At 69.8% G+C, this 13,292-nt stretch carries 9 protein-coding genes; 5 read left to right on the top strand and 4 right to left on the bottom strand.

Translation table 11 applies throughout. The features are described 5' to 3' along the window. The first annotated feature begins 85 nt into the window (after positions 1 to 85). Entirely contained in the window at positions 86 to 949 is an 864-nt protein-coding gene (locus tag ACP93_RS01980) for an EamA family transporter (RefSeq protein ID WP_048489356.1), read from the top strand. Positions 950 to 1,145: 196 nt separating this feature from the next. Here the strand turns inward: ACP93_RS01980 and ACP93_RS01975 are convergent, their stop codons facing one another. Beyond that, positions 1,146 to 2,471, bottom strand: coding sequence for a GTP-binding protein (locus ACP93_RS01975; RefSeq protein WP_048489182.1), 1,326 nt, complete (start codon positions 2,469 to 2,471; stop codon positions 1,146 to 1,148). A gap of 75 nt (positions 2,472 to 2,546) precedes the next feature. Between ACP93_RS01975 and ACP93_RS01970 the strand changes: the two genes are divergently transcribed. Beyond that, positions 2,547 to 2,930, top strand: a complete 384-nt coding sequence (locus tag ACP93_RS01970) for a MerC domain-containing protein (RefSeq protein WP_048489181.1) — start codon at positions 2,547 to 2,549, stop codon at positions 2,928 to 2,930. A gap of 1,169 nt (positions 2,931 to 4,099) precedes the next feature. Here ACP93_RS01970 and ACP93_RS01965 read toward each other — a convergent pair. The 3 genes from ACP93_RS01965 to ACP93_RS01955 all read right to left on the bottom strand — a co-directional run bounded on the left by ACP93_RS01965 (position 4,100) and on the right by ACP93_RS01955 (position 7,262). Then, complete coding sequence (locus ACP93_RS01965; protein ID WP_048489180.1) at positions 4,100 to 5,887, bottom strand: ExeM/NucH family extracellular endonuclease; 1,788 nt, start codon at positions 5,885 to 5,887, stop codon at positions 4,100 to 4,102. Positions 5,888 to 5,980: 93 nt separating this feature from the next. Next, complete coding sequence (locus ACP93_RS01960; RefSeq protein ID WP_048489179.1) at positions 5,981 to 6,499, bottom strand: c-type cytochrome; 519 nt, start codon at positions 6,497 to 6,499, stop codon at positions 5,981 to 5,983. A 154-nt stretch (positions 6,500 to 6,653) separates the two neighbouring features. After that, positions 6,654 to 7,262 carry a TetR/AcrR family transcriptional regulator gene (locus ACP93_RS01955; protein ID WP_048489178.1) on the bottom strand — a complete coding sequence of 203 codons (609 nt, stop codon included), beginning with the start codon at positions 7,260 to 7,262 and terminating at the stop codon, positions 6,654 to 6,656. Positions 7,263 to 7,394: 132 nt separating this feature from the next. On the opposite strand from ACP93_RS01955, the gene ACP93_RS01950 reads away from it, so the two are divergent. From ACP93_RS01950 to ACP93_RS01940, 3 genes are all read left to right on the top strand, one after another. Further along, positions 7,395 to 8,558 carry an isovaleryl-CoA dehydrogenase gene (locus ACP93_RS01950; protein ID WP_048489177.1) on the top strand — a complete coding sequence of 388 codons (1,164 nt, stop codon included), beginning with the start codon at positions 7,395 to 7,397 and terminating at the stop codon, positions 8,556 to 8,558. Positions 8,559 to 8,667: 109 nt separating this feature from the next. Beyond that, positions 8,668 to 10,278, top strand: coding sequence for a carboxyl transferase domain-containing protein (locus ACP93_RS01945; protein ID WP_048489176.1), 1,611 nt, complete (start codon positions 8,668 to 8,670; stop codon positions 10,276 to 10,278). A 1,000-nt stretch (positions 10,279 to 11,278) separates the two neighbouring features. Further along, on the top strand, positions 11,279 to 13,288 hold the full coding sequence (locus ACP93_RS01940) for an acetyl/propionyl/methylcrotonyl-CoA carboxylase subunit alpha (RefSeq protein WP_048489175.1): 2,010 nt from the start codon (positions 11,279 to 11,281) through the stop codon (positions 13,286 to 13,288). Positions 13,289 to 13,292 lie beyond the last annotated feature (4 nt).

Here is a 13,292-nt window from a genome sequence, read left to right as displayed (position 1 = left end):
CGGTCATAATACCGGGGCTGGGTCGCGGCCACATGCCGATGCGGTGCACGCAGCGTTCTTTTTGCTCCCGATCCGGATCCTGCGTGTGGTCTTCGTCCTGTTGAGTGTGGTGTGCAGCGTGTTGGTCTCGGCGCTGCTGAAGCTGGCGCCGCAGCGGCGCATCGACCTGGCCCAGGCGGTGACCTGGAACTACTTGGCGGCGCTGCTGCTGTGCGCCGCCCTGCTGCAGCCGCCGCTGGCCGCACTGGGCGATGCGCACACGCCGTGGGCGGCGCTGCTGGCCCTGGGCGTGCTGCTGCCGAGCCTGTTCCTGGTGCTGGGCCGCGCGGTGGCCAGCGCCGGCATCGTGCGTACCGACGCGGCGCAGCGGCTGTCGCTGCTGCTGTCGCTGGCGGCGGCCTTCCTGTGGTTCGGCGAACGCGCCAACGGCGCCAAGCTGGCCGGCCTGGCGCTGGGACTGCTGGCGATCGCCGGCATCGTGCAGCGGCCGGACACGACGTCGCGCAGCACCGCAGGCACCGCGCCGTGGCTGCTGCTGGTGTGGGTCGGCTTCGCCGCGATCGACGTACTGCTCAAGCGCATCGCCCAGGCCGGCACGCCGTTCGCCGCCTCGCTGCTGGTCGCCTTCGCGCTGGCCTTCGTGCTGCTGCTGGGCGTGCAGCTGTGGCGACATCTGGGCGGCACCGCCCCGTTGGCCTGGCGCAACCTCGGCGCCGGCCTGCTGCTGGGCGCGCTCAATTTCGGCAACATCCTGTTCTACGTGCGCGCGCACCAGGCCCTGCCGGACAGCCCGGCCAGCGTGTTCGCGGCGATGAACCTGGGCGTGATCGGCCTGGGCACCCTGCTCGGCATCGCCGTGTTTGGCGAACGCACCACCCGCTGGAACCGCCTGGGGCTGCTGCTGGCCGTGCCGGCGATCGTGCTGATCGCGCTGGGTGCGCGCGGCTAGCCCACAGCGCGCTTGCGCATCAACGCGCGACGTCCAAATCCCGCCCGCCCCAGCGCATCCGAGCTGGAGAGGGATCGCCGCATATCGGGTAGCGGCACCTGGATCTCGGGGAATCGCAATGGCGCAGGCAGCCAACCCTCAGCGCCCGCAGCCCGCTTTTGCGAATCCCGATTCCCCAATCCCGATTCCCAGCCCCTCAACGCCTCCACACCGGAAACGGATCCTCCAACCCCTGCCACGCCACCGGCCCCTGCCGCAGTTCGGCGTCGTCGAGCAGGCAGGCATCGAGTTCGGCACGCACCCGCGCCGCGTCCAGGCCGACACCGATCACCGCCAGCTCCTGGCGGCGATCGCCCCACAGCGGATGCCACATCGCCCGCAACGCCGCGTACTCGCGCGCATCGCCGACCTCCTCGGCCTGCGGCGGCGGCGCGTTCCAGCACGCGGTCTGCTGGCGCTGCCAGCCGAGCTCGGTGTACGGCAGCGGCGATGGCGGCAGCGCCAGCGGCGTCTCCAGCAGGCCGCGATCCACGCGCTCGCGCGCCGCGTACCAGAAGCCGGCGGCCTGGGTCTGGGTGGCCGCGCCGACGATGGACAGTTCGCCGACCCAGTCCATGCGGCTGGCCAGCCAGAAGAAACCCTTGCTGCGGATCACGTCGCGCAGGCCGCGCTGCGCCAGCCGCGCGAAGCGCAACGGATGGAACGGCCGGCGCGCGCGATAGACGAAGCTTTCGATGCCGAACTGCTCGGTCTCCGGCGCGTGCTCGCCGCGCAGCGCCTGCATCCAGCCCGGCGCCAGTTGCGCGCGCACGAAATCGAAGCGGCCGGTATCCAGCACCAGTTCCAGCGGCACGTCGCCGCGGCTGGCCTCGACGATGCGCGCATCGCGATTCAGCGCGCGCAGCACCGCGCGGGTGCGGTCGAGGGTGACCGCATCGGCCAGGTCGGCCTTGCTGATCACGATCACGTCGGCGAACTCGATCTGCTCCACCAGCAGGTTGACCAGCCCGCGGTCGTCGTCGTCGCCGGCCTGCAGGCCACGGTCGGCCAGGCGCTCGGCGGAGCCGAAGTCACGCAGGAAGCTGAGCCCGTCGACCACGGTGAGCATGGTGTCCAGGCGCGCGACATCGGCCAGGCCGCGACCGTCGGCATCGCGCACGGCGAAGGTGGCCGCCACCGGCATCGGCTCGGAGATACCGGTGGACTCGATCAGCAGGTAGTCGTAGCGCCCGCTCTCGGCCAGGCGTTGCACCTCCTGGCGCAGGTCGTCGCGCAAGGTGCAGCAGATGCAGCCGTTGCTGAACTCGACCAGGGTCTCTTCGGTGCGGCTGAGCGCGGCGCCGCCGTCGCGGATCAGCGCCGCGTCGATGTTGACCTCGCTCATGTCGTTGACGATAACCGCCACCCGGCGGCCGTCGCGGTTGTGCAGCACGCGGTTGAGCAGGGTGGTCTTGCCGGCCCCCAGGAAGCCGGACAGCACGGTGACGGGAAGACGGCGATCGAAAACGGCGGCGTTGGACATGGCGGGCATCGGCGCGAAGGCGTGGCGGGCTAGAAATGTTACTATATAACACTTGATGCATTGGAGTGGACGTCCATGAAATCCCTGCCGCAATCCTTCTTCGACGCCTCGGCGATGGTGTTGTCCGGGCTGTGCCTGCTGCACTGCCTGGCGTTGCCGTTGCTGGCCGCGGCGCTGCCGCTGTTCGGGGTCTGGGCCGAGGCCGAATGGGTACACGTGGTGTTCGTGGCGATCGCCGCGCCGTTGGCGGGGCTGGCGCTGTGGCGCGGGCACCGGCGCGACGCGCTGCCCTGGCCGCTGTGGACGCTGGCGGCGCTGGGCCTGCTCGGGCTGCTGGCCGGCGCCTTCGGCATTCCCGACGAGGCCAGCGAGACCGCGATGACGGTGTGCGGCAGCCTGGCGCTGGCCAGTGCGCACCTGTGGAACTGGCGCCGGCACCGGCGGCGTTGCCGGCATTGAGCGCAGGGGGCATGCGGCATGCGGCATGCGGCGTAGAGTGCGGTCGCCGGGCGGCAATCAGGGTCGAGGCGCGATTTGCTGTTGCCGACGCTTGGCACTTGCCGTTGCTTCTGCTGTTGCTGTTGCTGTGCCTCGGCAGTTGCCGTTGCCTAGCTTTGGCTCTTAGCTTTGGCTCTTGGTTTTGACTTACCGGGTTCCCTTCCGAAGCGGCGGCCATCGCGGGGAAAAACCCCGAAGGGGCGGCGCACATGGACGTGCGCCGTCCGCGGCAGGGGCAGGATGCCCCTTCCGCGGATCCCCGGGATGGACGCGGACCCGGAGCGCGTTAGCGCGGAGGGCGCGAGGCAGGGTGTGCTTGACCAGCCTTCGGCTGTGGTAAAGCGCTTCTTTTGGTTACTTTTCTTTGCACAAGCAAAGAAAAGTAACTCGCCGCAAGGCGAAAGCTTTGCTCCTGCTTCAGATTTTTCTCTGTAGGAGCGGCTTCAGCCGCGACAGGCATTGCCGATTGCATCAGTCGCGGCTGAAGCCGCTCCTACGGGTTTTCTCATCCGACACCAAAGCTTGGAGCAACAGCAACGGCTTTCGCCCTTGCGGGCGAGTTACTTTTCTTTGCTCGCGCAAAGAAAAGGTAACCAAAAGAAAGCGCGCCCTGCCTTGCGCCCTCCGCGCTGCGCGCTCCGGGTCCGCGGATGCATCGGGGATTCGCGGAAGGGGCATCCTGCCCCTGCCGCGAACGGCGCACATCCCTGTGCGCCGCCCTTCGGGTTTTTCCCCGGTCCATCCGCCGCTGCGGAAGGGAACCCGGTAAGTCAAAAGCCAAAGCAACGGCAACAGCAGAAACAACGGCAAGTACCAAAGCAACAGCAAGAGTCAATGATGTGGCCTTTCTTAGCGAGCGAGAGCACCCACATTTCACAGCTTCGGTCAGCACCACGACACACAGGGCGGCCAGCGCACGATGGAAAGAAGCAACGTTCAAGCGATGGCAGTGAAGCGGAAGACCGGACGCTCGCCACGACCGACCTGAAACGCAGCACACCTTACTCACGGCAGGCGGTCATGTGCCTCGCGAAGGGCCTGAGCATCCAACAGGAATGTCCCGCACAGCGAGGACGGGGAAAGGAGGCCGGCGATCGGCTTTTCCGAATCCCCATTCCCGATTCCCGGCCCTACAGATCGAACCCCAGCAACAACGGATCATGGTCCGAACTGCGCCACGGACCGGGCAGATCGCGCTCGCGGTAGCCGTCGCTGTCGGGCAGATCGGCATTGACGTGCCATTCCGCGGCGCCGCGCAACCGCGCTGCCAGCGCCGGGCTCAGCAAGGCGTGGTCCAGCCGGCCGCTGAGGCCGCGGTAGACGAAACTGTAGGGCTGCGCGACATGCGCCTCCTGCAGCGCGTCGCGCCAGCCGGCGTCGCGCAGCAGGCGCAGCGGATCTTCCATCGCGTAGGCGTTGAAGTCGCCCAGCAGCACGCTGGACGTGCTGCCGGTGCCGGTGGGGTCGCTGCGCAACCAGGCATCCAGGCGCCGCGCCGACTCGGTGCGGGTCGCGTTCCAGCAGCCCTGGCCGTCGCCGCGGTCGGCGTCGGCACCGCTGGCCTCGCTGCAGCCGCCCTTGGACTTGAAGTGGTTGGCGACCACCACGAACGGCGCGCCGCTGCCGTGGCGGAACGCCTGCGCCAGCGGCACGCGGCTGTGCTCGGCGAACGGGCCGCCTTCCAGCATCGCCGGCTTGCCGACCAGGCTCACCCGCGAGGCGCGATAGATCAGCCCGACCCGGATCGGGTTGTCGCCCGGGCCGTGCCCGGCATCGACGAAGCGCCAGTCGCCGCCGCCGGCATTGAGCGCGTCGACCAGGCTGGCGATCGCCGAGGTCGGGCCGTAGCCGTCGTTCTCCAGTTCCATCAGCGCGGCGACGTCGGCCTGCAGCGGGCGGATCGTCGCCACCAGCTTGCGCAGCTGCGCCTGGAACTCGGCCGGCGTGCGCGCACCGCGCAGGGTCGGGAAGCCGCCGCCGCGGCCATCGCCGTTGAAGAAGTTCTCCAGGTTGAACGCGGCGATGCGCAGGGTGCCCTCGACCTGCGGCGGTGCCGGTTCCGGCGGCGACATCAGCTGCAGCGCGGCGGTCGGGTACAGCCGCGCGGTGCCGTCGATCACCCCGCCCACGATGCCCTCCACGTCCTGGACCGTGCTGCCCGCGCGCGGCGGTGCGGTCGCGCTGCGCAGATAGTCCGGGAGCTTTGCCGTTGCCGTTGCCGTTGCCGTTGCCGTTGCCGTTGTCGATGTCGATGTCGATGTCGATGTCGGTGTCGGTGTCGGTGCAGTGAGCGTGCCCAGCCGCAGCCCGCGCCGCGCGTTGTCGGCAACGACCGCTGCTTGCTCGGCGCTGCCGGGCGCGGCCACTTCGCTGGGCTGCCACAGGCGCCCGCCGAAGGCCACGCCCAGTTCGCCGGTCCTGCCCAGCGCGTCGTTGTCGACCACGGTCAGCGGCGCGGCGATGCGCACGCGCATGCCGGCCAGCGCCGACCAGTCGGGCGGCGCCGCATCGAGCACCTGCAGCGGCAAGGGCTGCGCCCGCGCCAACACGGTGTGGCCCTGCTCCAGTACGCTGCGCCCGACGAACGCCGTACCGGCCTTGGCGGATGCCGCGGCCTGTGGCGCCAGTTCACCCCAGACCCGCACACGGTCGCCCGGGGCCAGGCTGCGCTCGGCATCGCCGCGCACCAGCAGCGCGTCGGCGGTCAGCGGATCGTCGTCGCCGGCGTCCTGCACCAGGTAGCCGCTGCCGCCGGCCTCCACCCGCGCGGTGACCACGCCCTCGAACACCACGCCCTGCGCCTGCGGGCCCGGGCGCAGCTGCCCGATCGGCAGCAATGTCGGCGGCGTCAGCGCCTGCGCGGCGGGGGCTGCGACCAGCAGCAACAACAACAACAACGATGGCGGCGGCATGCGCATGTGATCACTCTCCTTGTTTGCGCCGGCACGCGACGGGCGCGGAAACGACTGCGCCGCCCGAAGGCGGCGCAAGGGCGTGCGGGAGGCGCAAGGTTACTTCAGGTTGGCCAGCATCCAGTCCACGGTGGCGTGGATCTGCTCCTCGGTCAGCCCGGGATTGCCGCCCTTGGGCGGCATGATGCCGCCGTCGGGACCGGTATAGCCCTCGATGGCGTGCTTGTAGAGCGTGTCCTTGCCCTGCGCGATGCGCTTGTCCCAGTGCGCATGGTCCAGCGTCGGCGCCTTGCCCACGCCGGTGGTATGGCAGGCGGTGCACAGGTTGTTGAAGATGGTCTTGCCGTCGGTGGTGCCGCCGTAGGCCGCCTGCGCCGAGGCCTTGGCCAGCGCCGCCGCCTGCGCGGCGGCCTGCGCCGCGGCGCCGGTGCTGCCGGCGTAGACCGCGCCCACCGGCGCGATGCGTTCCTCGGTGCGCTTTTGCGCGATCGGCGACACCTCCGGCGGGATGGCCCGCTGCAGGTAATGCGCGAACACGATCAGGCCGATGGTGATCAGCACCAGCAGGCCGATCACCATCGAGAAGCGCTTGAGAAATTCGAGGTCGTAATTCCGCACATCACACCCCTTTGGCACGTGGTAATCCGGACCACCGCTACGCGACCGAGTATAGCCAGCGTTTGCGCCCCGCGGCACGCCGGGATGGCACGGAATCGCAGGCGATGCGTGCTGCATCGCAGCAGTTTGGCGCAGGCGGCGCGGTCGATCGCGCTCAGCCGCTGCCCACCGCGCGAAGGCAGAACCCGCACACGGCCTCGACCAGGCGCTCGCTGTCGCGCGGGCCATCGCGGCTGGGCGCGGTCGGGCCGACCAAGGCCTCGGTGTAGGCGCCGACCAGGCACGCCGCGGCCGCCTCCAGGTCCTGCGCGGGGAACTCGCCCGCGGCCACGCCGTCGGCGAGGATGCCCTTGAACACGTCGCCGAGCAGGCGCCGGCAGCGGATGCGCTCGGCGTCCACCTCAGGCTCCACCGGCTCGGCGATGAAGGCATAGGCCAGCCCGGGGCCGGCCAAGGCGCGGCGCACGAACGAGGCGATGGCGTCGCGCAGGCGCTGCGCCGCCGGCGCAGGCGCTGCGGCGATGGCGCGCAAGATGGTCAACTCGTGCTCCACCGCCGCGGTCAGCACTTCCACGAACAGTTCGGCCTTGGACGGGAAATGCCGGTAGATCAGCCCGGTGGAGACCCCGGCCTCGGCCGCCACCGCGGTCACCGGGGCGCCACGGAAGCCGTCGGCAGCGATCAGCCGGCGCGCCGCCAGCAGGATCCGCTGGCGATTGCCGGCGAGGCGTTCTTCCATCAGGGCGGAGCGTTTGTAGGCCATGGCGTGATTCTAAGTTCAATTAATGAATTTCTGTTCACTTCTTTGCCGTTCCCGGCTACGCTGGGCGCTCTTGCCCGGCGCGGGTCCGATTCTAGGCGCCGCCGGCCACCCGCCATTCCCGGAGTTGCCGCCATGCTGATGCCGTCGTTGAATTTCGAGTTGGGCGAGGAGGTCGACCTGCTGCGCGACAGCGTCGCCGCCTTCGCCGCGCGCGAGATCGCGCCGCTGGCCGAGCAGGCCGACCGCGACAACGCCTTTCCGGCGCCGCTATGGCGCAAGCTCGGCGAACAGGGCCTGCTCGGCCTCACCGTCGAGGAGGAATACGGCGGCAGCGCGATGGGCTACCTGGCCCACGTGGTGGCGATGGAGGAGATCTCGCGCGCCTGCGGCGCGATCGGCCTGTCCTACGGCGCGCATTCGAATCTGTGCGTGAACCAGTTGCGCAAGAACGCCAGCCCGGCGCAGAAGGCGCGCTACCTGCCTAAGCTGTGCAGCGGCGAGCACGTCGGCGCGCTGGCGATGAGCGAGCCGGGCGCCGGCTCGGACGTGGTGTCGATGAAGCTGCGCGCCGAGGCCCGCGGCGACCGTTACGTGCTCAACGGCAACAAGATGTGGATCACCAACGGCCCCGACGCCGATGTGCTGGTGGTCTACGCCAAGACCGACCCGAGCGGCGGCGCCCGCGGCATCACCGCGTTCGTGGTCGAGAAGGGCATGCCCGGCTTCAGCACCGCGCAGAAGCTGGACAAGCTCGGCATGCGCGGCTCCAACACCTGCGAACTGGTGTTCCAGGATTGCGAAGTGCCGGCGGAGAACGTGCTCGGCGCCGTCGGCGGCGGCGTGCGCGTGCTGATGTCCGGCCTGGACTACGAGCGCGTGGTGCTGTCCGGCGGACCGCTGGGGCTGATGGCCGCGGCGCTGGACGTGGTGCTGCCCTACGTGCACGAGCGCCGCCAGTTCGGTGAACCGATCGGCAGCTTCCAGCTGATGCAGGGCAAGCTGGCCGACATGTACGTAGGCCTCAACGCCTGCCGCGCCTATGTGTACGCGGTGGCGCGCGCCTGCGACGCCGGCCGCACCACCCGCCAGGACGCCGCCGGCGCGATCCTCTACGCCGCCGAGAAGGCGACGTGGCTGACCGGCCAGGCGATCCAGGTGCTGGGCGGCAACGGCTACATCAACGACTATCCGACCGGGCGGTTGTGGCGCGACGCCAAGCTCTACGAGATCGGCGCGGGCACCTCGGAGATCCGCCGCATGCTGATCGGCCGCGAGCTGTTCGAGCGGACCAAGTGATGCCATGTGGGAGGGGCTTCAGCCCCGACGCGATCTCGTCGAACGGCGTCGGGGCTGAAGCCCCTCCCACATCAGCCGCCTGCCCTTTCCTTCTTTCCACGGCCTAGCCATGAGCGCGATCCAGACCCAGTTGCAACCCGGCAGCGACGCCTTCGCCGCCAATGCCGCCGCGCTGCGTGCGGTGGTCGACGACCTGCACGCCACCCAGGCGCGCATCGCCCTGGGCGGCAGCGACGCTGCCCGCGCCAAGCACCAGGCACGCGGCAAGTTGCTGGTGCGCGAGCGCATCGACGCCCTGCTCGACCCGGGCAGCGCGTTCCTGGAGATCGCGCCGCTGGCCGCCTTGGGCCTGTACGACGACGAGGTGCCGTGCGCCGGCGTGGTCGCCGGCATCGGCCGCGTGTCCGGCGTGGAGTGCGTGATCGTGGCCAACGACGCCACGGTCAAGGGCGGCACCTACTACCCGATGACGGTGAAGAAGCATCTGCGCGCGCAGGAGATCGCCCAGCAGAACCGCCTGCCGTGCATCTACCTGGTCGATTCCGGCGGCGCGTTCCTGCCGCTGCAGGACGAGGTGTTCCCCGACCGCGACCACTTCGGCCGGATCTTCTACAACCAGGCCAACCTGTCGGCGCAGGGCATCGCCCAGATCGCCTGCGTAATGGGTTCGTGCACCGCCGGCGGCGCCTACGTGCCGGCGATGAGCGACGAGACGGTGATCGTGCGCGAGCAGGGCACCATCTTCCTCGGCGGCCCGCCGCTGGTGAAGGCCGCCACCGGCGAGGACGTCAGCGCCGAGGACCTGGGCGGCGCCGACGTGCACACGCGCATCTCCGGCGTGGCCGACCACTTCGCCGACAACGACCTGCAGGCGCTGGCGCGGGTGCGCGCGATCGTCGCCCAGCTCAACTGGCGCAAGCCGGCCCCCGCCCTGGCGCTGCGCACGCCGGAGCCGCCGCTGTACCCGGCCGAGGAACTGTACGGGGTGATCCCGGCCGACCCGCGCAAGCCGTTCGACGTGCGCGAGGTGATCGCGCGCGTGGTGGACGGCTCGCGCTTCGACGAGTTCAAGGCGCGCTACGGCACCACCTTGGTCACCGGCTTCGCGCACATCCATGGCTATCCGGTGGGCATCGTCGCCAACAACGGCATCCTGTTCTCCGAGTCGGCACTGAAGGGCGCGCACTTCATCGAACTGTGTGCGCAGCGTGGCATCCCGCTGGTGTTCCTGCAGAACATCACCGGCTTCATGGTCGGCCGCAAGTACGAGCACGGCGGCATCGCCAAGGACGGCGCCAAGCTGGTGATGGCGGTGGCCTGCGCCAAGGTGCCCAAGTTCACGGTGGTGATCGGCGGCTCGTTCGGCGCCGGCAACTACGGCATGTGCGGGCGCGCGTATTCGCCGAACTTCCTGTGGATGTGGCCGAACGCGCGCATCGGGGTGATGGGCGGCGAGCAGGCGGCGAGCGTGCTGGCGACGGTGCGCCGCGACGGCATCGCGGCCAAGGGCGGGCAGTGGTCGGACGCCGAGGAGGCGGCGTTCAAGGCGCCGATCCGCGAGCAGTTCGAGCGCCAGGGCCATCCGTACTACGCCAGTGCGCGGCTGTGGGACGACGGGGTGATCGATCCGGCGCAGACGCGACGGGTGTTGGGGCTGGGGCTGTCGGCGGCGTTGAACGCGCCGGCGGAGCCGAGCCGGTTCGGGGTGTTCCGGATGTGAGGAGGCGGATGCGCTCGCGGTGGCAGGCGCGTGCGCGCCGGCATCGGCGGTGGCCACGCAGGTGGTCGCTGGCGGTGTCGGCGGCAGTGTGTCCGGCCGTGGACTTCACGATCGGTTGCGCGGCCGCGGCCGCGGTCGCGGTCGCGGCGACGGCCTTCGCTTTTGCTCCAGCTTTTGCTTTTGCTTCGGCTTTTGCTCCCGCTTTTGCTTTTGCTCCGGCTTTTGCTCTTGCTCTGCCTTTGACTTACCGGGTCCCCTCGGCGCGGCAGCCACGGCGGGGAAAAACCCGAAGGGCGGCGCACATGGATGTGCGCCGTTCGCGGCAGGGGCAGGATGCCCCTTCCGCGAATCCCCGACGTGGCTGCGAACCCGGAGCGCGTAGCGCGGAGGGCGCGCCGCGGGGTGTGCTTTCTTTTGGTTACTTTTCTTTGCACAAGCAAAGAAAAGTGACTCGCCGCCAGGCGAAAGCTTTGCTCTTGCACTTGCTGCCACGGCGGCGGCCGCTGAATCGTAGGAGCGGCTTCAGCCGCGACAGGCACCACCGATCATGTGTGCCGCGGCTGAAGCCGCTCCTACGGTTCTTCTCGTCCGAAACTCATGTATCAAGCGAAAGCAAAGGCTTTCGCCCTTTCGGGCGAGTTACTTTTCTTTGCTCGCGCAAAGAAAAGGTAACCAAAAGAAAGCGCGCCCTGCCTCGCGCCCTCCGCGCTGCGCGCTCCGGGTCCGCGTCCAGCCCGGGGATCCGCGGAAGGGGCATCCTGCCCCTGCCGCGGACGGCGCACGTCCATGTGCGCCGCCCCTTCGGGGTTTTTCCCCGTGCTGGCCGCCGCTTCGGAAGGGAACCCGGTAAATCAAAAGCCGGAGCAACAGCCAAAGCCAAAGCACGGCAAGAGCAACTTCAACCACTGAAGCTGCTCTGGCTGAACACCTCCAACGCAACTCTTGCGCATGCCTGCGCACCGCAAGCGCGACACCTCTAACCTTCTCCAGGCACCCGACCATGGCCACTCCCGACCTGCCGACCTTCGACAAGATCCTCATCGCCAATCGCGGCGAGATCGCCTGCCGGGTGATCGCCACCTGCCGCAAGCTCGGCATCGCCACCGTGGCCGTGTACTCCGATGCCGACCGCGATGCCCGCCACGTGCGCCTGGCCGACGAGGCCGTGCACATCGGCGCCGCACCGGCGCGCGAGAGCTACCTGCTGGGCGAGCACATCCTCGAGGCCGCACAACGCAGCGGCGCCCAGGCCATCCATCCCGGCTACGGCTTCCTGTCCGAGAACGCCGAGTTCGCCGAGGCCTGCGCCGCGCGCGGGCTGGTGTTCATCGGGCCGCCACCGGCGGCGATCCGCGCCATGGGCGACAAGAGCGCGGCCAAGGCGCTGATGCAGGCGGCCGGGGTACCGCTGACGCCCGGCTACCACGGCGAGCAGCAAGACCCGGACTTCCTGCGCGCGCAGGCCACGGCCATCGGCTACCCGGTGCTGATCAAGGCCAGCGCCGGCGGCGGCGGCAAGGGCATGCGCCGGGTCGATCGCGACGAAGACTTCGCCGCCGCGCTCGCCGCCTGCCAGCGCGAGGCGCAGGCCGCGTTCGGCAATGCGCACGTGCTGGTGGAGAAGTACGTGCTGCGACCACGGCATATCGAGATCCAGGTGTTCGGCGACAGCCACGGCGAGCTGGTGTACCTGTTCGAGCGCGATTGCTCGGTGCAGCGCCGCCACCAGAAGGTGCTGGAGGAAGCACCCGCACCCGGCATGGACGCGATGCGGCGTGCGGCGATGGGCCAGGCCGCGGTGGAAGCCGCGCGCGCGGTCGGCTATGTCGGCGCCGGCACCGTGGAGTTCATCGTCGCGCCCGATGGCGCGTTCTACTTCATGGAAATGAACACCCGCCTGCAGGTGGAACACCCGGTCACCGAGTGCATCACCGGCACCGATCTGGTCGAGTGGCAACTCCGCGTGGCCGCCGGCCAGCCGCTGCCGCAGCGCCAGCACGATCTGGCGATCCACGGCCATGCGCTGGAAGCGCGGCTGTACGCCGAAGACCCGGCGCGTGGCTTCCTGCCGTCGATCGGCACGCTGCAGCACCTGCGCCTGCCCGCCACGGATGCGCATACCCGCGTCGATGCCGGTGTCGAACAGGGCGACGTGATCGGCCCGCACTACGATCCGATGATCGCCAAGCTGATCGTCTGGGATGTGACCCGCGAGCGCGCGCTGCGGCGCATGCAGGCGGCGCTGGCCGCGTGCCAGGTGGTCGGCGTGTCGACCAATGCCGCGTTCCTGCAGCGCCTGGTCGGCACCACCGCGTTCGCGCAGGCGGACCTGGATACCGCGCTGATCGAGCGCGAGCACGCCGCCCTGTTCGACACCCCCATCCCGACTACCGATGCGCTGTGGAGCCTGGCCGCGCTGGCCTGGCAACTGCACGAAGCAGCGCCGGCCGCACAGGCTGCCGATCCGCAGTCGCCATGGGACCTGCGCGACGGCTGGCGGCTGGGCGCGCCTGCCCCGCGTGCGCTGACCTTGCAGCATGGCGAGACGCAACGCACGCTGCACCTGACGGCGCATGCAGGCGGCTGGCGGATCCACGCCGCGCAGGCGCAGGACGCGCTGGAGGCGAGCGGCCAGTTGCGCGACGGACGCCTGTCCGCGTTCCTCGGCACGCAACGGCTGCAGGCCGATGCGGTGTTCGCGGGCACGCAGTTGCACCTGTTCGTCGACGGCCACGGCTACCTGTTCGAACGCCACGACCCGGTCGCCGAGGCGGACCAGCCGGCGGTGGAGAACGGCGGCCTGACCGCGCCGATGCCGGGGCGCATCGTCGCCCTGCTGGTCGCGCCCGGCAGCCAGGTGACCCGCGGCACGCCGCTGCTGGTGCTGGAGGCGATGAAGATGGAGCACACCCTGCAGGCACCGGCCGACGGCACAGTGCAAAGCTTCCGCGTGCGCGAGGGCGAACTGGTCGGCGACGGCGTGGCGCTGCTGGATTTCGACGCGGCCTGAGCAT

This window comes from Xanthomonas sp. NCPPB 1128 (genome assembly GCF_001043115.1).
Lineage (GTDB): Bacteria > Pseudomonadota > Gammaproteobacteria > Xanthomonadales > Xanthomonadaceae > Xanthomonas_A.
This window is presented reverse-complemented; position numbering and strand designations above follow the sequence as displayed.